18 protein-coding genes and 1 pseudogene are annotated in these 16,993 nt (G+C 73.2%); 10 read left to right on the plus strand and 9 right to left on the minus strand.

Annotated elements, in window-relative coordinates; translation table 11 throughout:
- Positions 1-65: 65 nt before the first annotated feature.
- Entirely contained in the window at positions 66-566 is a 501-nt protein-coding gene (locus AW27_RS33230) for a MarR family winged helix-turn-helix transcriptional regulator (protein WP_052030733.1), read from the plus strand.
- Positions 567-628: 62 nt separating this feature from the next.
- Here the strand turns inward: AW27_RS33230 and AW27_RS33235 are convergent, their stop codons facing one another.
- Positions 629-1,060, minus strand: a complete 432-nt coding sequence (locus AW27_RS33235; protein ID WP_037922660.1) for an ATP-binding protein — start codon at positions 1,058-1,060, stop codon at positions 629-631.
- 67 nt (positions 1,061-1,127) lie between these two features.
- Entirely contained in the window at positions 1,128-1,355 is a 228-nt protein-coding gene (locus tag AW27_RS33240) for a hypothetical protein (protein WP_037922664.1), read from the minus strand.
- Positions 1,356-1,774: 419 nt separating this feature from the next.
- On the opposite strand from AW27_RS33240, the gene AW27_RS33245 reads away from it, so the two are divergent.
- The 3 genes from AW27_RS33245 to AW27_RS33255 all read left to right on the plus strand — a co-directional run bounded on the left by AW27_RS33245 (position 1,775) and on the right by AW27_RS33255 (position 4,880).
- Positions 1,775-3,274: a PP2C family protein-serine/threonine phosphatase gene (locus tag AW27_RS33245; protein WP_078556598.1), complete on the plus strand. Its 1,500-nt coding sequence runs from the start codon at positions 1,775-1,777 to the stop codon at positions 3,272-3,274.
- 140 nt (positions 3,275-3,414) lie between these two features.
- Complete coding sequence (locus AW27_RS33250; protein ID WP_269084562.1) at positions 3,415-4,446, plus strand: cobalamin B12-binding domain-containing protein; 1,032 nt, start codon at positions 3,415-3,417, stop codon at positions 4,444-4,446.
- Positions 4,443-4,880 (plus strand): STAS domain-containing protein, encoded by a 438-nt coding sequence (locus tag AW27_RS33255; protein ID WP_172671338.1) that lies wholly within the window; start codon positions 4,443-4,445, stop codon positions 4,878-4,880. Before AW27_RS33250 ends, AW27_RS33255 begins: the two co-directional genes overlap by 4 nt.
- A 7-nt stretch (positions 4,881-4,887) precedes the next feature.
- On the opposite strand, the gene AW27_RS33260 is transcribed toward AW27_RS33255, so the two are convergent.
- Positions 4,888-5,211 (minus strand): TetR-like C-terminal domain-containing protein, encoded by a 324-nt coding sequence (locus AW27_RS33260; protein ID WP_052030735.1) that lies wholly within the window; start codon positions 5,209-5,211, stop codon positions 4,888-4,890.
- On the opposite strand from AW27_RS33260, the gene AW27_RS33265 reads away from it, so the two are divergent.
- A complete protein-coding gene (locus AW27_RS33265; protein ID WP_483316556.1) occupies positions 5,180-5,467 on the plus strand; it encodes a virginiamycin B lyase family protein in 288 nt (95 codons plus the stop codon). The two genes, AW27_RS33260 and AW27_RS33265, sit on opposite strands and share 32 nt — an antisense overlap.
- Before the next feature lie 81 nt (positions 5,468-5,548).
- Positions 5,549-7,495 carry a hypothetical protein gene (locus tag AW27_RS33270; RefSeq protein WP_037922666.1) on the plus strand — a complete coding sequence of 649 codons (1,947 nt, stop codon included), beginning with the start codon at positions 5,549-5,551 and terminating at the stop codon, positions 7,493-7,495.
- 161 nt (positions 7,496-7,656) lie between these two features.
- Here the strand turns inward: AW27_RS33270 and AW27_RS33275 are convergent, their stop codons facing one another.
- Positions 7,657-9,228, minus strand: coding sequence for a S8 family peptidase (locus AW27_RS33275; protein ID WP_037922668.1), 1,572 nt, complete (start codon positions 9,226-9,228; stop codon positions 7,657-7,659).
- A gap of 1,216 nt (positions 9,229-10,444) precedes the next feature.
- On the opposite strand from AW27_RS33275, the gene AW27_RS33280 reads away from it, so the two are divergent.
- The gene (locus AW27_RS33280; protein ID WP_157840262.1) at positions 10,445-11,998 is read left to right on the plus strand and encodes a sigma-70 family RNA polymerase sigma factor; all 1,554 of its coding nucleotides are present in this window, start codon (positions 10,445-10,447) and stop codon (positions 11,996-11,998) included.
- Positions 11,999-12,056: 58 nt separating this feature from the next.
- Complete coding sequence (locus tag AW27_RS33285; RefSeq protein ID WP_037923170.1) at positions 12,057-12,581, plus strand: hypothetical protein; 525 nt, start codon at positions 12,057-12,059, stop codon at positions 12,579-12,581.
- Between the two features lie 176 nt (positions 12,582-12,757).
- On the opposite strand, the gene AW27_RS33290 is transcribed toward AW27_RS33285, so the two are convergent.
- A complete protein-coding gene (locus AW27_RS33290; RefSeq protein WP_037922670.1) occupies positions 12,758-13,714 on the minus strand; it encodes an alpha/beta hydrolase family protein in 957 nt (318 codons plus the stop codon).
- A gap of 169 nt (positions 13,715-13,883) precedes the next feature.
- Here AW27_RS33290 and AW27_RS33295 point away from each other — a divergent pair, with 169 nt between their 5' ends.
- Complete coding sequence (locus AW27_RS33295) at positions 13,884-14,480, plus strand: TetR/AcrR family transcriptional regulator (protein ID WP_037922672.1); 597 nt, start codon at positions 13,884-13,886, stop codon at positions 14,478-14,480.
- Positions 14,481-14,801: 321 nt separating this feature from the next.
- On the opposite strand, the pseudogene AW27_RS33300 reads toward AW27_RS33295, so the two are convergent.
- A pseudogene (locus tag AW27_RS33300) lies at positions 14,802-15,710 on the minus strand (IS110 family RNA-guided transposase); the annotation flags it as partial.
- Between the two features lie 365 nt (positions 15,711-16,075).
- Between AW27_RS33300 and AW27_RS33305 the strand changes: the two are divergent.
- Positions 16,076-16,288, plus strand: coding sequence for a hypothetical protein (locus AW27_RS33305; protein WP_157840263.1), 213 nt, complete (start codon positions 16,076-16,078; stop codon positions 16,286-16,288).
- Between the two features lie 41 nt (positions 16,289-16,329).
- Here the strand turns inward: AW27_RS33305 and AW27_RS33310 are convergent, their stop codons facing one another.
- From AW27_RS33310 to AW27_RS33320, 3 genes are read right to left on the minus strand one after another with little or no spacing between them, the layout of a single operon-like run.
- Positions 16,330-16,509, minus strand: coding sequence for a hypothetical protein (locus tag AW27_RS33310; protein WP_157840264.1), 180 nt, complete (start codon positions 16,507-16,509; stop codon positions 16,330-16,332).
- Between the two features lie 8 nt (positions 16,510-16,517).
- On the minus strand, positions 16,518-16,802 hold the full coding sequence (locus tag AW27_RS33315; protein WP_037922675.1) for a hypothetical protein: 285 nt from the start codon (positions 16,800-16,802) through the stop codon (positions 16,518-16,520).
- A gap of 3 nt (positions 16,803-16,805) precedes the next feature.
- Positions 16,806-16,991: a hypothetical protein gene (locus AW27_RS33320; protein WP_037922683.1), complete on the minus strand. Its 186-nt coding sequence runs from the start codon at positions 16,989-16,991 to the stop codon at positions 16,806-16,808.
- Positions 16,992-16,993: the final 2 nt, after the last annotated feature.

Genomic DNA, 16,993 nt, shown 5'->3' on the forward strand with positions numbered 1-16,993 from the left:
TGGGGGACGACGGAGCCGCCGGTCCGCCGGGGAAGGCTGCGCGTACGTCCGGTAGGGAGTGTCACATGAGTCAGCCGTCGATCGGCTCCCCGCGGCCCGCCGTGTCGGCGGTGGGGGAGATGAGCGAGCTGATCGAGCTGTTGGAGGTGGTCTGGGAGCGGGGCCGGGACACGGTCAGCGACCAGCCCGTCTCCTCCGCGCAGGCCCGGGTCCTGTTCCTCGTGGAGGGCAACGGCCAGCTGAACCTGCGTGAGCTCGGCAGGTTGCTGGAGGCCGCCCCGCCGTCCGTCACGCGGCTCTGCGACCGCCTCCAGGCCGTCGGCTTCCTCGAACGACATCCCGGCTGCGACGACCGACGTGAGGTGCTGCTCCAGCTGACGCCCGCGGGCCGGACGTACCTTGCACGGCTGCGCGCCCGCAGACAGCAGGTGCTGGCCGAGGCCATGGCCGCGATGCCGCAGGCCTCCCGCGCCGCCCTGGCGACGGGGCTCGCCGCCTTCTGCGCGGCGGTCGCGGAGCCGCTGCGGCTGCCGGCTCCGGAGTCGTTCACCGGCAGGACCGCCTGACCGGAGCCGGGCGCCGGCCCGCCGCGGCTGCCTTCTGCCGCCGCGGCCCCTACCGGAGCGGGTCAGCTCAGGCGGAGGGCCGTCGTGATGGTCTTTCCGTCGGGACGGGCGGTGCAGTCGACCTGTTCCGTCAGACGCTGGACGAGCGGCCAGCCGTACCCGCCGGGCTGCTCGACCGTGCCCGTACGGGCCGCGGGCAGGCGGGGGCTGGCGTCGCTGACGGACAGCCGCAGGAGGTCGTCCGCGATGTCGGCCCGGAAGGCGGTGACGCCGGCACCGTGCCGGATCGCGTTGGTGACCAGTTCCGACGTGACGAGCAGAGCATCCGCGGCGGTGGCACTGCCGAGGTCCACCCCGGCGCGGAGCAGCAGTTGACGGACCTGCTCACGGGCCGCGGCCGCGGTGCCGGGCGGAGCGGCGGGCCGGTGACCGCCGGTGCCCTCACGCTGCTGCTGCGCGCCCCGGGAGGCTTCGGGCGACGGGGGTGGGATCATGCTCACCGCCCGCCCGTGGACGCACGGGCCGGATCGCGGCGGTCCGCTCGGGAGCGGGCGGGACCGCTCAGCATGCGGTCGCGGTCGTCGCGCCGCCGGCCGTGCCGAACGACGGTGCGGATCCGGGCGGCTCGAACAACCGCCGTACGGCGGTCCGCCGCAGGCCGCCCACCGCTGCTCGGGCGGCGGCACGGGCCAGGAGCGGGGGCTTGCCCTCGTCGGCTCCGCCGCGCAGGCCGACGACGGGCGCGTCGCGTTCCGTGGTCGTGGCGACAGCCGCTTCCTCTCCGGTCACCGGGCCATCCTCCTACATGGGGCGCGGGCCTGGCGACCGGGTGCCCGCAGGACGTGCGGACCGGCATCGGAACACCCCCCAGGGATGAATCCTCGTTCCCACGTCCGGCCCGGGCGGGGTTGCACGGTGCACGGCCCATGGAGGATGGTTGCCGGAGGGCAACTATCGCGCCGATGCCGGTGCCGAAGTTGTTCCGAGGTCCGTCCGACGTGCTGAACGCGATGAAGAGGTGAGGGGTCCGCGCAGCGGACCTTCAAGGTTTGGTTCCTTCCACCGAGACGACGTCGAACCCGCCCACCGCGGGCCTGTCCTGGAGTCAGGCCCCCTACCCGGTGCTGGTGGCCGACGCCGGCGCCGTCGTGCTCCACGCCAACGAAGCCGCCGGACTGGTCTTCCCGGACGCCCGCCCGGGCGCGTCGATGGCGGACGCGGTCCCCGGATGGCTTGCGTCGGCGCACGCGCGCTGCACCACGCAGCTGCCCGCGCAGCGCCCGTCCGTCCGGGCCGGCACCCTCAAGGGCCCGGTGGGCGACCGCTCGTACGAGGCACACCCGACGCCCGGGGCCGACGGGACGGTCGTCTGGTGGCTCGTGGACGACACCGACCACCGCCTGGCCCGCGAAGCCCTGTGGACGGAACGGGAACGCACCGAGTTCCTGGTCCGCTCCTCCAACCTCCTGCTGTCGTCCCTCAACCTCGACCGGTGCATGGACGTCACGGCGCAGATGGCGGCCGACCACCTCGCGGACGCGGCCCTGGTGTTCGCCCCGCCGCACGGCTGCGAGCTGCCGATCGTGGCGTGCGTCCGCGGCGGCAGCCCCGTGGTGTCCCGAGTGGTCGTCGACCCCGAGGAGGTGCCGGGGCTCGCCGAGGCGCTCCAGGGCTTCCCGCCCGTCCCCTCCCGCTGGCTCGACCCGTCCGCCGCGCCGGCCTGGCTCGTGCCGGACGGCCTCGACACCGTGGGGTCGATCGTCATCACGCCGCTGCCCGGCCACGGCGTGCCCGCGGGTGCCCTGGTCCTGCTGCGGTCCGACGGCGCCGAAGCGTTCACCGAAGGAGAGGAGTTGTTCGCGCGCCTGTTCGCCGCCCGGGCCGGCGCCGCGATGTCCGCCGCCCGGCTCTACGCGGAACAGGCGTCGATCACCGACACGCTGATGCGCGAGCTCCTGCCGCCCTCGCTCCACCAGGTTTCCGGAGTGGAGTACGCCGGCGGCTACCGGCCCTCGAAGGACCACGAGCGGGTCGGCGGCGACTTCTACGACGTGCACCCCGCCGCCGAAGAGGGGGCCCCCTCCCTCGTCGTCCTCGGGGACGTGTGCGGCAAGGGCCTGGAGGCGGCGGTGATGACCGGCAAGATCCGCAACACCCTGCACGCCCTCCTGCCGATGGCCGACGACCACCACCGGATGCTCAGCCTGCTCAACACCTCGCTGCTGAACTCCGAGAACACCCGTTTCGCCACCATGGTCCTCGCCTCCGCGTCCCGGGACGGGAATACGGTACGGCTGAGCCTGACGAGCGCCGGACACCCCGCCCCGCTGATCCTGCGTTCAGACGGCAGGGTGGAGGAGGCCCGTACGAAGGGCACGCTGGTGGGCGCGCTGCCCCGGATCACCACGCAGACGGCCCTTGTGACGCTGGCCCCCGGGGACACCTGCGTGCTGTACACCGACGGGATCAGCGAGGCACGGGGCGGGCCCATGGGCGGCGCGATGTTCGGGGAGGAGCGGCTGCGCCGCGCCCTGTCGGAGTGCGCGGCGATGCCGGCCGAGGCAGTGGTGGAGCACGTGCAGATGCTCACCGCCCGGTGGGTGGGGGCCGGCCGCCACGACGACATGGCCGTCGTGGTCATCTCGGCGCCGCGCACCAACCACCTCAGCGCCGTGGACGGGCACACCCGCGGGCGGTTCACCGCGTGAGCCCGCACGACCGCAGCGTGGCCCCCGCCGCGACTCCTGCCCCCGTACCCGTACCCGTGTCCGTACCCGCGCCCGCGCCGGCCCGTACACCCGCCCGGGCCGGGACTCCGGCTCCCGCGCCGGAGGAACTCCGCGCGCGGATCTGGGAGTCGGTGATGGCGTTCGACGAGGCCGCCACGGTCGGTACGCTGCTGCACGCACTGGACCGGGGCACGCCGGCGGAGGACATCCTGCTGGACGTCATCGCCGCCGTACAGGGCAAGGTCGGCCGGGAGTGGGCGGCGAACCGCATCACCGTCGCCCAGGAGCACGCCGCGACCGCCATCAACGACCGCGCCGTCGCCGCCGTCGCCCTGCACCCGGCCGCGCGCACGGAACCGACGCGCGGCCGGGTCACGGTGGCCTGCGTGGACGGCGAATGGCACGCCCTGCCCGCCCGGCTCCTGGCCGAGGTGCTGAGGATCAGGGGCTGGCACGTCGACTACCTCGGCGCGCAGGTCCCCGCCCCCCACCTCGTCGCGCACCTGCACCGCACCGGCCCCGAAGCCGTGGCCCTCTCCGGCTCCCTCGCGACCCGGCTGCCCGCCGCACACGCGACCATCACCGCCTGTCAGGCCGTCGGGACCCCCGTGATCGTGGGCGGCGCCGCCTTCGGCCCGGAAGGCCGTTACGCACGCCTGCTGGGCGCGGACGCCTGGGCCCCTGACGCACGGGCCGCCGCCGACGAGCTGGCCCGCGGCCCGCTGCCCCGGCCCCGGCCCGGCCACCATGCCGTCGACGACCTGCCGCACCTGGGCGACCAGGAGTACACGCTGGTCGCCCGGAGCCGCCCGCGGCTGGTCCGGGCCGTTTTCGACCAGCTGGAGCAGGCCTCCGCGTCCCTGGGCGGGTACACCGACGAGCAGCGCGAACGTACCGCCGAGGACCTCTCCCACATCGTCGAGTTCCTGGCCGCCGCCCTCTACACCGGCGACGGGGAACTCTTCTGCGGCTTCCTGCTGTGGACCGCCGGTGTCCTGGACGCCCGCGGGGTGCCGGCCGCCTCGCTGTTGCCCGCCCTGCGCATCCTGGAGCGTGAACTGCAGGACTTCCCCCGCACCGTCGCCACCCTGCGGGCCGGAGCCTCCGGTCTGACCCGTACCCCTCTCACCGATGCCGGGACCGCCGAATGACGAGCCTGCCCCCCGCCCCGCTCGGCCTGACGTACTCGTCCTCGCACGAGGCCGTGCGCGTCGAGCTGAGCGGCGACCTCGACCACCTCCACGCGGACCGCCTGGTCGAAGCCGTCGACCGCCTCCTCGCTGCCCATCCCGGGCTGCGGGACCTGCGGCTGGACTGCGCCGGGCTGTCGGCCGTCGACTCCAGCGGCCTGGCGGCGCTGCTGATGGTCCGTCGACGCACCGACCAGGCGGGCGCGGGGCTCCACATCGACGGCCGGACCGTACAGCTGAACCGCATCCTGGAGATCACCGGAACCCTGGAGCACCTCACGGCGCCCAGCGCGGGCGCGCAGGCACTGCGCCGCACCGGCGGCACCCGGCCTGGCGGCCCGGCCGAGCAGAACCCGCCGGCCGCACCGCCCGGCGGCCCGGAGTCAGGCGCCTGAGACCGCGTCAGCCGTGGCACCGGGTGCTCGCCGGTGGGCCTGTGCGGTAGGCCCCCGCACGCCCCGCCGCTGCCGCGGCCGACGCATACCGGGAGGGCAGCGCCGGGTCCGGGCCGGCCCGTAGGAGCAGCAGTTCGTGGTAGAGCGGTGCGGTGGCGGCGACCAGCAGGGCTCGGGCGTCGGCCGGGCCCGGCAGCTCCCCGCGTGCGGTGGCGCGGTCGACGACGACGCGGCAGCGCGCGTAGCGGTCGTCCCAGAAGCGTGCCAGGGCGCCGGCTGCCTCCGGCCGGATCGGCCGGCTGGACCCGCTCGCCCCCGGCGGCGCCGTCACCGCGTACCCGCTGCCGGACCCTCAGTGCCGGCCGCACGCGGTGGCCGTGGCACCCGACGGCGCCTGCTGGTACACCGCCTGGGCCACCGGACGGATCGGCCGCGTCACCGCGGACGGCCGGGTCACCGAAACGGCCCTGTCCGGACCCGGCTGCGAACCGCACGGCCTCGCCTTCGGACCCGACGGCACGCTGTACGTGGCCCAGGAGAGCGGCGACATCACCCGGTGGGACATCACGGCGGCGACGGGGGAGTGACCCGGACCGGGCTGCCCGGCGGCGGCGGTGTGTGCGAGCGCGGCGTGTGACCATCGCAGGATTCACTCGTTTGACGCGAGCGTGAGCACCTCTCAGAGATTCGGCCCGACCGGGGTCGAGCGCGCCGAGGCGGCCCTTGTCGAGCAGTACCCCCGACTGGTCCGGCTCGCCTACCTGACGCTCCCGGACTCGCTGGTCCGGCACACCCGCGTCCTGCTGGCCCACAAAGCCGTGCAGCGGGCGCTGCCCCGCTCCGGCACACCGGCGGGACCGGCCCCCGCAGAGGGCGGGCCGGACCGGCCCGACCCGCACCTCACGCTGGTCCGCGCCCGCGTCCTGCGGGCCACCCTCACCCCCTCGGGACCCCCGGGCACCCTCCGGGGCCGGATCGCCCGGCCGCCCGTCCCGCCCTTCGTGTGGGGGCTGAGGCTGTGGCCGCCCGCGGGCGGGATCGACGAGGCCGCCCGGACACTCAGCGGTGTTCCGGCCCCGGTGCGTGCGGCGTTCGTCCTCCACCACCTGGACGACCTCCCGGAGCACGAGCTCGTACGCCTCCTCGGCCGGGCAGGGGCGGCCGATCCGGCCGGTGCCCTGCACGAAGCCCTCGCTCTGCCCGTCGGGAAGGAACTCCTCGAGGCGTTGCGTCGACCGGAGTTCGACGCCAGCGTGGTCAGCGCCCGCCCCACCGACCTGCTGCGCAGACGCCGCAGGGCACGGGCCTGCGGGGCCGGTCTCGCCACCCTGGCGCTGGCCCTCACCGCGCTCTGTGTCCACGGCTCGCGGCCGGCTCCCGACGTGCGGCCGGCCGCCGGGCCCGCGGTCTCCACGGCGCTGGACCCCGCCCGGCTCCAGCGCGTTCCCGCCGAGGCCTGGGCCGACACCGCCCGCGTCGACTTCACCGCCTGGCCCGCCCGCGGCGGCCGGACCGGCGACCGCGACCTGCTGGCCCGTGCACTGGGCACCTGGGCCGCGCCGGGCAGGACGCCGGTCGCCACGGCGCCCGCCACCACGGCCCAACCGCCCGCGCAGCCGCCCCAACTGCTGTACGCGGGCGAACTGGACGGCCGCGCGATGGTGCTCATGCGCGACGGGGACCGCGTCGTGCGCTACGGCGAAAGCGCCACCGGGACAACGGGCGGCAGCCGCACGCTCGACGTCACCCGCACCGACGACGCCGGCGTCACCACGGCGGCCGCCCTCACCCTGTCCCGGACCCCCGACGGGACGTCGGCCCGCTACCTCCTCGCCCCCTGGATCGCGACGACCGCCACCCGCGACCTGCTCCGGGCGGGCGACACGGGACACCCGCTCGCCGTCGCCGCCGACGGGGTCACCGCCCCGGCTGCGGTACCTCCGGCCGGCGGATCCTGTACCTCCTGGCCCGTCCTCGAACTCACCTCCTCGACCCGCATCGTCGAGAAGCACTCCTTCGTCCTGACCGACCTCGGCGCGCTGTCCCCGGTACACCTGACCTACACCCCGCTCCCGGACGGTCCCGGCGCTGTCCCGGCCCGCCAGCCGCGGGAGGTCACCGCTCCCGAGGCCCGCACGGCCTGGGCGCGGCTGGCCTGTCGGCTCGGTGATCTGCGTGGCGGCGCCTACCGGGCCGTCAACGTCTGGGACTTCGCGGCTGCCGAACTGCCCGACGGCGCGGGCCGTGCGGTCTGGTCCTGCACCCGGGCCTCCGGCTGGGCCGGGCCCGGCGATGTCGCGGTCCGCCTGCGGCTGGCTTCCGGAACGCCCCGGGACGTGGCAAAGGCCCGGTCCACCGCCGCCTGCGGCAGGTTCGGCCAGCACCTCCTCGCGGGTTTGCGCTGGCGCTCCCCGGCCGGCCGCTGGTACCTGCTGGCCGCCGGAAGCCGCCAAGTCGCCGCAATCACGGCCACGGGAGCCGTGCGCGCCGCCACCTCCGACCGCACCCTCACCGCACCCTGGTCCGGACCCGACGGCCCGGTGTCCCTGGTCGCGACCCTCGCGGGCGGCGGCACGGTCACCGCCCTCGACGGAGCGGGGGGCGGTCGCGACTGACCGGTGGCCGGGGCGCGGGCCGCCGGTCGCTCGCGGCCGGACCCGCTGCGCCCCTCGTAGAGCCCTGGCGTCCGTGAACGATGCGGCGGGGGCGACCACGATGTGGTCGCCCCCGCCTGTTCATCGCGGCTCAGGAGTCGTGCGCCGCTGCCTGTGCTGCCTCAGAACTGCAGCGCCCAGGAGTCGATCTTTCCGGTGTCGAGGTACGCGTTGTCGCTCACCCGCAGCTTCCACACGCCGTTGGCGACCTCGGAGGAGGCGTTGACGGTGTAGTTCCTGATGATGTTGTCCGCGCTGCCGCCCGAACGGTTGTGCAGGTTGTACAGGGTGCCGTCCGGCGCGACCAGGTCCACCTTCAGGTCGCCGATGTAGGTGTGCTTGATGTCGACCGCGACGGTCAGCGCCGCCGGGGCGTTGCCGGTGACCCCGCTGACGGTGACGGGCGATTCGACGGTCGAGTTGTCGCTGATCGCGTAGTCGGCCGTGTTCTCGAAGCGCTTGCCCGGCGGGACGGTGCCACCCCCACCGACGTTGAGCAGCAGGTTCGGGGAGCCCGAACCGGGGCTGGACACCACGTTGGGAGTGGCGCCCGCCACGAGGGCGTCACGGACCTGCGCCGGGGTGCTCGAAGTGTTCTGCGACAGGTACAGGGCCGCGGCCCCCACCACGTGGGGCGTGGCCATGGAGGTGCCGGAGATGGTGTTGGTGGCGGAATCGCCGGTGCCCCACGCGGAGGTGATGGAGGAGCCCGGGGCGAAGAGGTCCAGCACGCTGCCGTAGTTGGAGTAACTCGCCCTGGCGTCGGAGCTGGTGGTGGCGCCGACGGTGATGGCCTCGGCGACGCGTGCCGGGGACTTGGTGGAGGCGTTGGTCGACTCGTTGCCCGCCGCGACACCGTAGGTGATGCCGGAGGCTATGGAGTTGCGGACGGCCGTGTCGAGTGCCGAGTCGGCGCCGCCGCCGAGCGACATGTTGGCGACGGCGGGCTTGACGGCGTTGCGGGTCACCCAGTCGATGCCCGCGACGACCTGGGCGGTCGTGCCGGAACCGTTGTTGTCGAGGACACGGACGCCGACGATCTTGGCCTTCTTGGCCACGCCGTAGGCCGATCCGCCGACGGTGCCGGCGACGTGTGTGCCGTGGCCGTGGCCGTCCTGGGCGGTGTTGTCGTTGTCGATGGCGTCGTAGCCGTAGGAGGCGCGACCGCCGAAGTCCTGGTGGGTGATGCGGACTCCGGTGTCGATGATGTACGCGGTGACGCCCTCGCCCGCCTTGTCGGGGTAGGTGTAGCTCCTGTCGAGAGGGAGGGACCGCTGGTCGATCCGGTCGAGGCCCCAGGACGGCGGGTTCGGCTGGGTCGTGTCCACGGTGAAGACCCGGTCCTGCACGACCGACTGGACGGCCGGGTCGGCGGCGAGTTTCCTGGCCTGCGCCTCGGAGACCTTGACGGAGTAGCCGTTGAGGGCCGCGCTGTAGGTCCGGTCGATCTTCGCGCCGTACCGCTTGGCCACGGCCCTGCCGCTGTCGGCGGTGGAGCGGGCCGCGGAATCCTTCAGGGTCACGATGTAGCTGCCGGAGACGCTCCCGGCCGCCCCTGCGTTCTCGATGACACCCTGCGCGCCGCTGTCGGCGGCCGAGGCGGGCAGGGCGGCGGCCGCGCCGAGCGCGAGGGCCGCGACCGCGGTCGCGCTGACGCCGGCGAGCCTCCGGCGGGTGTGACGCATCACGGACATGTGGGGGGTCCTCCTCATGGGCGGTGCACTTCGGGGATGGAGCGCAGCCACTGCCGACAGCCAGGCGGCATGCACATGACAGAACGTCAACTCGGCTGCGCTGCAGCAAGGTTGACCCACCCGCCGCCTCACCCACAAGGGGCCGACGGGCGCGTAACGTCCGTGCCATGCGCCGGCCATGAACGGGCAAAGACGCGCCGCACATGACGCGGGCACGGCCCGCGGTACCGGCCCGGGGGTCCAAGGGTGCCGGATACCCACCCGCGCTGCAGCTGCCGCCACGACAGCGTGGCCGACGGGCGGCCCGGTTTCACGCCGAAAGAGCTCAGGGTGGGAGCGCGGCCCGGCTGCGCACCCTCGCCGGTGGAGGCGCTGCCCGCAGCTGCCGCTGCCTGGGCCCCTCTTCGCGGCATCCGGCGGAGCGACGCGCTCCGCAGGTTCTGCGAACCCGACGGATTCCAGCCACACCGCGGCCGGGGGTGAGGGCTCCCATGGCATGCGGTCCGCCGAGGGCGCCGCGAGTCGAAGCCCTCTGGCGCCGGGCCGGAGTCCTGGCGGGGAAGCGCAGGCAGATCGGTCCGGAACGCCGTGCATCGTCGACCGGGCCACGCTGAAGCCGGGTTGTGAAGTTTTCGTGAGCGCGCCGATGCGGTACGGCCGTGGGGTGCGGCACCGCGGGGCGGTGCGGCCGGTCCGGGCGTCCCGCGAGGCGCTCACCGGGGTTCCGGTTCTTGTGATCCTCCTGACAAAAACGTCGGTGAGGAGGTGGAATCCACGAAACGAAACGCGCGCCCGGAGGGCGTCGCCGCCGCGCAGGAGAACGACTGCCGTGACGCCCGCTCCCGTTCTGACCGACATCCGAAGAACCGGACGGCCGACCACAACTCGCTTACAAAAAGAACTGGTTGCGCCCTCATAACAGGTTTTGACGTATCAGGAGCCGCCTTACGAGGCCTGGTTGGCTCGATCGGAGCATCCGGTCCGATCGTGATCACCGACTCCTCGCGGCGGTCCTGAACCTGCTTGCCTGGAGCCCGGCCAGCGTGCACACTTGCGCGAATTCCGCTCGGGCGCAGCGTCGCACCCTCATGACAGGTGCACCCGGCACTGATGCCCGGGTCTCCAGCAAGCCACACGGGAGCGAGTGTTGATTACACCGGGCACCGACCGCCGGCAGCATCTTCGAAGCCTCAGCGACGGGGAACTCTGCGCCCTGTTGCGCGGCCATACCGCGGAGCCCGACGCGGTGGTCAGCGATGTGATGGACGAGGTGTTCGCCCGTCACCATTCCATGGTGCTCGCCTACGCCCGCACGTGCTGCCGAGACCTCGCCACCGCACAGGACCTCGCCGCCGAGGCCTTCGCCCGTACCTACCGGGCCGTCGCCTGGGGGGCCGGGCCCGAGTACGCCTGGCGGCCCTACCTGCTGGCCTGCGTGCGCCGTCTGGCGGCCACCTGGGCGCGGGAGGCATCCCGGACGAGACTGTCCGACGACTTCGAGGAATGGGCCGCCCGGCTCTCCGCGGGCCACGACACCGAGGACGCCGTCTTCACGGAGGAGGAAGGGTCGCTGATCCTGCGTGCGTACCAGTCGCTGCCGGAGCGCTGGCAGGCCGTTCTGTGGCACTCCGTCGTCGAGGGCGAGCCGGCGGCCGCGACCGCGGCACGCCTCGGGATATCGGCGGGCGGGGTGGGCTCACTGGTCGCGCGTGCACGGGAGGGCCTGAGAGAGGCGTACCTGCGCGCCCACCTGGACCAGAGCGCAAGCGACGAGTGTCGCCACTTCGGAGGGCAGATCGCCGCCAGGCTCCGCCGCCCCGGCACCCGCCTCACCCGGGACCTGGGCCGTCACCTCCAGGGGTGCGACGGGTGCGCACGGGCCCAGCGTGACCTGCGGGACGTCAACGGCCGCCTGGGTGTGCTGCTGCTGGGCGGAATCCTGCTGTGGAACCCGGCCTCCTTCCTGTCCGCTCTCGGCGGGAACGGCACACACCTCGCGGCAGCCACCCTGAACGGTACTCAGCTCGTCGGAGCCAAGGCCGGAGCCGTGAAGTGGGCCGCTGCGACGGCCCTGGCGGGAACGGCGGCCACCGTGGCGGTCCTGCTGCCGGCCGACTCCGGCAACAGCGGGGCCGGTCCGGGTGCGGCTGCGGTCAGCACGCCCGGAGCCCTGAGGGTCCCGCTCCCCGAAGCCGTCCCGATCGAGGCCATCGGCTCGGCGGACTTCGCCCGGGCACCCGCCACGAAGCTCCCGTCCGCCTCCGCGTCCGCCACGCCGCCCTCGGCGTCGACCTCGGCGTCGCCCTCCCCGGATCGCACCGGTGCCGCTCTGGTCAACGTTGCCTCGGGGCTGTGCGTCGGCCTGGGCGGGCACGATTCCGGCGGCGCGGTGGTGCTGGAGAAGTGCACCGGGAAGGCGGACCAGGGGTGGCAGCGGCTGCCCGCCCACGGCAACAGCTACCAGCTTCGCAATGCGGACACCGGAACCTGTCTGGAGGGAAGCACCGCCGGCGGGAACCTCGCCGAAGTCACCCTCCGCTCCTGCCGGGCCGGCGCGGACCGGGTGACGCAACTCTGGCGGTTCGAGACGGACGCGCGGCACAGTGCGTACCGCGTCTGGTTCGTTCCGAAGGCCCCGCGCACCGACTACGCCGACCACCTGCTGGGCCCGCGCAACTGGCCGAAGGCCGACCCGCCGCGTCCGGGCTCGGAGTTGGTGCACCTGCCCGACTACTACAACTCGGTCAACCTGCTCTTCGACCTGAGGTGACTTTGAGGGTGCGGCCGCCGTCGGAGCGCGGGCCGGGCGGGTGTGCATACTGCTGGACATGAGGTCTTCGCCCGTTGCCCGTATCCATTTGATGATCACGTTCGTGCTGGTGATGTGCGGGATGGCGGGCGGGGCCTGTTTCGGTTGGCTGCTGGGCGGGCGGGCCTTGGGCGTGCTGGCCGCGGTGGCGGCGGGGCTCGGGGCGGGCCTCGGTTCGTTCCTTTCGCGCCGCCACGTGACCTCCTTCCTCCGCTCCGACCCCGCCCCGGCCCCCGCCTCGGGGGCTGGTGTCGGGGGAGGGGACGGGTATGCGGAGGGCGTCGCGGAGGCGGTGTTGGTCAGCGTCGCCACGTATCAGGCGGCGGTGTTCCCCCTGACGACTTTCGGCGTCAGCGGGGAGGAACGGGACGCGCGGCGGGGCGTTGCCTACCGCGTCTGCGCGCATGAGGGTCTGCCACAGGCGGTGCGCGTGTCGGCGGCCGCCGCACTGGAGGCGGTGGACGAGGGGGCGGACGCCGGGCGCGCGCATGCCGCGATGAGGGCGCTGTCACTGGCCGTTCACGACCAGCGGGCCGCCCGCTGATCAGGCGGTCCACCAGTCCACCAGCCCTGCACCATCCCAGCGCGGCGGCGAGCGAACCCGCAGAGGCCGAGGCCGGTAGCGGCCCCACCGCAAGGCACGGTTGGTGGTGACCATCCGGCCGACGGCCGTGTCGGAGCGCTGGTTCGCCCTGGCTTCCGGAAGCGGTGGCAGGGAGCCTACTTGGCTGCGACCCGGCCTACCGGGTCGCTTCCGGTCGTCAGTGCCGCGTAGGCGGTCTGCCAGGCATCGTCGCCGGGGTGGAGCAGGGTGCGGAGATACGCCGAAGTCAGCCGGGCAACGGCGGCGACGCGCTCGGGGCTCTCGTCGGTGGTCTCGGCGGCGTCGTATCCGGCGATCCCGCCGAGCCCGTGCTCCGCGTCGAACAGGGTGAGCAGGGTCTTGGGGCCGGGGGCGAGGGTGTAGGGGTCCGCGTGCCAGTCCGGTCCCATGTCCGTGAAGTGCCGGGGGTCGTCCTTGTCGCCGGTGACGACCAGCGCCGGTGTGCTCATCGTGGAGAAGTCGACCGCTCCGATCACCGGCCACTGCTGGGCCATGGGCCCGTTGAAGACCTCGCCGCCCCTGCCGGGAGGGGCGAGCAGCACGCCCGCCTTGATCCGGGGCTCGTGAAGGTGTACCAAGCGGCCGGTGTCGGGGTCGGTGAGTCCGGCGCCCAGCAGGAGGGCGGCGGTGAAGCCGCCGAGCGAGTGGCCGGCGACGGCGACCTTGGTGGGGTCGATCCGTCCGGCGAGTTGCGGCACGGCGCTCTCGACGTGGTCGAGCCGGTCGAGGATGTGGCTCATGTCCTCGGCGCGGGAGCGCCAGAAGTCCGGTGCACCAGGGGCGTCGGCGACCAGGCGGGTCAGTGTGCTGGAGGTGAGGTGGGTGGGTTGGACGACGACGAATCCGTGTGCCGCCCAGAAGTTGACGATCGGTGCGTAGCCGTTGAGCGAGGAGAGGTTGTTCGAGGGGCCGTGGCCGTGGGAGAGGAGGATGACCGGAAGGTTCGTTCCGGTCGCGGGGGCGGAGACGCGCAGCTGAAGGTCTACGGGGCGTCCGGCCACGGACAGGACCACGGGGCTGAAGGACAGGACCGGAACGGTTGCCAGGGCGTCGGCGGTGCTGGCTGTACTCATGAGGTGGGCTCCCTTTCGGTGGCGCCTGCCGTCCGCCGGACTCGTGCGGTCAGCAGGCGGAGAGGGCGGTCAGGGGCGTCCCGCTTCGGTTATCCTGAAACGGAGCGCTGCTCCATTTAGTATCCGGAGCGCTGCTCCGTTTTGTCAATCGGCTGTGAAGGAGATCGCAATGGCCGCAGAGGGCCCCGCAGGAGGTTCGCCGTCCAGAGGCAAGCGGGCCGACGCCCAGCGCAACCGGGAGACGGTGCTCACGGCCGCGGCCGAGGTGTTCGTCACCTCGGGCGTCGACGCACCGATCCGCCAGATCGCAGCCCGGGCGGGCGTGGGGATGGCCACCGTCTACCGCCACTTCCCGACCCGGGCGGACCTCGTCACCGCCGTGTACCAGCACCAGATCGAGGCATGCGCCGAAGCCGGCCCGCACCTGCTGGCCGGCGCCGATTCCCCGCTCGACGCACTGCGTCAATGGGTCGACCTCTTCGTCGACTTCCTGGTCACGAAGCACGGCCTCGCCGACGCCCTGCAATCCGACAGTGAGCGGTTCGCCGCGTTGCACGCCTACTTCCTCGACCGCCTGCTGCCCGTCTGCGCCCAACTGCTCGATGCCGCGGTCGAGGCCGACGAGATCAGGCCCGGCACACAGCCCTACGAGCTGATGCGCGGCATCGGCAATCTCTGCATCGGACGCGACAACGATCCTCGCTACGAACCCCGACGCCTGATCGCGCTCCTCTTGCAGGGACTCCAGCGGCCCCGGGCGAGCTGATGCCGACGAGCGGCATCGCGTCCCCGACCCGCCACGCCGTCTGAACCGCCGCTTCTCGGCAGCCTGAGGCACCGGCCGGCGGCAGCTTCCCTGAGTCGGCGCTGTCGTCGCTGCTCGGTTCGGGCGCAGAACTTGGGGAGTGGTCGCGGAGCGCTGTCTCGCGGATTCCCGGCCCACCGGTCGTGACCAGGCGATGGGCCGCTGCCGCCGGGTCCGTTGCTCCCGGGGGCGGCGGTCTGAGCGCCGACGCCGGGGGGGGTGCCTCTATGTCTTTCGTCAAGGCACCTGTGTCGGGTTTCGGGTGGTTCGGGCTCGCTGAGGCTAAGCGGCGAGCTCGACGTCCGTCGGTGTCCGGGATTCGTAGAAGGTGCCGTCGCGGAGCATGGCGAACAGGACGCTGATGCGTTGGCGGGCGAGGCGGAGGAGGGCCTGGGTGTGGGTTTTGCCGCGTGCTCGTTGCTTGTCGTAGTAGGCGCGGGAGGCCGGGTCGGCGTTCATGCAGGCGAAGGCGGAGAGAAACATCGCCCGTTTGAGCTGCCGGTTTCCGCCTCGGGGTGCGTGTTCGCCATGGATCGAGGTCCCGGACTGCTTCGTGGTGGGGGCGAGGCCGGCGTAGGAGGCGAGGTGGGCGGCGGTGGGGAAGCTGGTGCCGTCGCCGACGGTGACCAGCAGGACGGCGGCGGTCCTGACGCCGACGCCGGGCATCGACGTCAGGACCGGGGAAAGAGGGTGAGCCTCCAGCAGGGCGTTGATCTGGGCTTCCATCGCCCGGCGCTGGGTGTGGACAGCGGCCAGCGAGGCGGCCAGGGAGGGGATGACGATGTCGAGGGTGCCGGTCCCGGGAACGACGACGGTCTGCTCGTCGAGCGCGTTGAAGACGTCGTCGATCAGCCTGGTGGCCATGCGCGGGGCCTTCGGGCGGATCAGCTCGACGAGTCTGCGGCGTCCGGCCTTGCGCAGGGCGGCTGGGGATCCGTAGCGCTCCAGCAGCCAGGTCACGGCCTGGTGGTCCAGGCGCGGGCCCAGGACGCGTTCCAGGCTGGGGTGGAACTGGGTGAGCAGGCCCCGTATCCGGTTGGAGGTGCGGGTGGCCTCGGCGGCCAGGTCCTGGTCGAAGCCGACGAGCACGGTCAGCTCGGCGGTGATCTGGTCGGTCAGCTCCAGCGAGCGCAGGGTGTGCGGCATCGTCCGGGCGGCGTCCGCGATGACGGCGGCGTCCTTGGCGTCTGCTGTTCGGCGTGCGGAGGCATACTCCTCCACCGGTTCGGTGCGGCGGAACGCGAGGCGCGTCCTGCCGGGAGAGGTGGAACGACCGCCTCGTACAGCGGCCGCTCCAGGGGTGGGGTGGGTCCAGTCGAGCGGATACTCGGCCATCCCCCGCCACCTGTTGGAACAACTGCCCCGCCCGGCCGGCGCCTCCGGGCGGAGATGCGGGCACCAGCGGCGAACCGAACCCGACCCGGAGCGGGAGTCGACCGCACCTGGCACGGGGCATCGGCGCGGGGCCGTTGCATCGGTAACCCCGACCGCTGCCGCTGCCGCTGCCGCTGCCGCTGCCGCTGCCGCTGCCGTGGTCCTGATCCAGCCGGCCGAGGATGGGCCTGCACGGTACTGACGCGGCCGACCGAGTGCATCCAGCCGGTGGCGGCCTGCTCGTCCTCGGATGTGCGCCGGCGGTGGTAGGCGCGCACGACTTCGTCGCGTTCGGCGTCCTTGGCAAACTCCCAACTGGCCGCGATCCGCTTCTGGAGCACCACCGGGTCGGTGTGCACGACGAGGTGCTGGAAGCCGCCGTCGGCCTGGCGTAGCGGGGTGAAGTCCTCCTTGGCGTAAGCGGGGTTGAGGACAGTCATCGCAGCTCCTGCCACAACGGTAGATCCTGGTAGTCCCCGGGGCACGGCAGGTGTCCGCTGAGCGTGCTGCGCAGCAGGTCCTTGACGGCCTCCGGGCCGGAGACCGTCGCGCCGGACAGAGCGTGGCACAGCCCGACGGCAAGGGTGGTCTTACCACCGCCGAACGGTCCGTTCAACCAGACGATCATGCGTCCCCGGCGGTCGCGGTCATCGTGTCGGCGGACCGCGAAGGCGCTGGAAGACACCCGTGGTGGCCCGGCCACCTGAACACCAGCCGGGAAGACGCCTTGTCCAGGTCCAGGACGTCCCCGACCGACAACAGATCATCGGGCGTGCCGGCCGGGTGAACGGTCAGGACGGGATGGGCGTGCTGGTCGTTGTCGTCGGCGCGGATGTGGCGGTTCCAGGCCCGGACCGTGGCCGCGAGCTGCTCGGCGAGCTCGGGTCCCTGTTCACCGAACGCGTGCACTATTCACTCCCACTCCTTGTCCTGCGGGCGGTCACCGTCCTTGGTCTGGATGTGGATCAGGTAGGCGAGCGAGGCGCCGCCGAGGAACGTGGGTGCGTCCCGGTCCTTCGCGATGACGGTCACCCCCTCCTCCGGGTCCTGGTGGGCAACCAGGCGGCAGAAGCCGGGCAGGGTGGTGGCCGCGTACAACT

It is taken from the genome of Streptomyces sp. PCS3-D2, assembly GCF_000612545.2.
In the GTDB taxonomy this organism is placed as follows: Bacteria; Actinomycetota; Actinomycetes; order Streptomycetales; family Streptomycetaceae; genus Streptomyces.

Bases quoted from the DNA above. Each gene is read 5' to 3' on its own strand.
- AW27_RS33245 (WP_078556598.1), top strand. From the start codon at position 1,775: ATGGCGGACGCGGTCCCCGGATGGCTTGCGTCGGCGCACGCGCGCTGC.
- AW27_RS33255 (WP_172671338.1), top strand. From the start codon at position 4,443: ATGACGAGCCTGCCCCCCGCCCCGCTCGGCCTGACGTACTCGTCCTCG.
- AW27_RS33235 (WP_037922660.1), bottom strand. From the start codon at position 1,060: ATGATCCCACCCCCGTCGCCCGAAGCCTCCCGGGGCGCGCAGCAGCAG.
- AW27_RS33275 (WP_037922668.1), bottom strand. From the start codon at position 9,228: ATGTCCGTGATGCGTCACACCCGCCGGAGGCTCGCCGGCGTCAGCGCG.
- AW27_RS33295 (WP_037922672.1), top strand. From the start codon at position 13,884: ATGGCCGCAGAGGGCCCCGCAGGAGGTTCGCCGTCCAGAGGCAAGCGG.
- AW27_RS33305 (WP_157840263.1), top strand. From the start codon at position 16,076: ATGGGCCTGCACGGTACTGACGCGGCCGACCGAGTGCATCCAGCCGGT.
- AW27_RS33290 (WP_037922670.1), bottom strand. From the start codon at position 13,714: ATGAGTACAGCCAGCACCGCCGACGCCCTGGCAACCGTTCCGGTCCTG.
- AW27_RS33230 (WP_052030733.1), top strand. From the start codon at position 66: ATGAGTCAGCCGTCGATCGGCTCCCCGCGGCCCGCCGTGTCGGCGGTG.
- AW27_RS33285 (WP_037923170.1), top strand. From the start codon at position 12,057: ATGAGGTCTTCGCCCGTTGCCCGTATCCATTTGATGATCACGTTCGTG.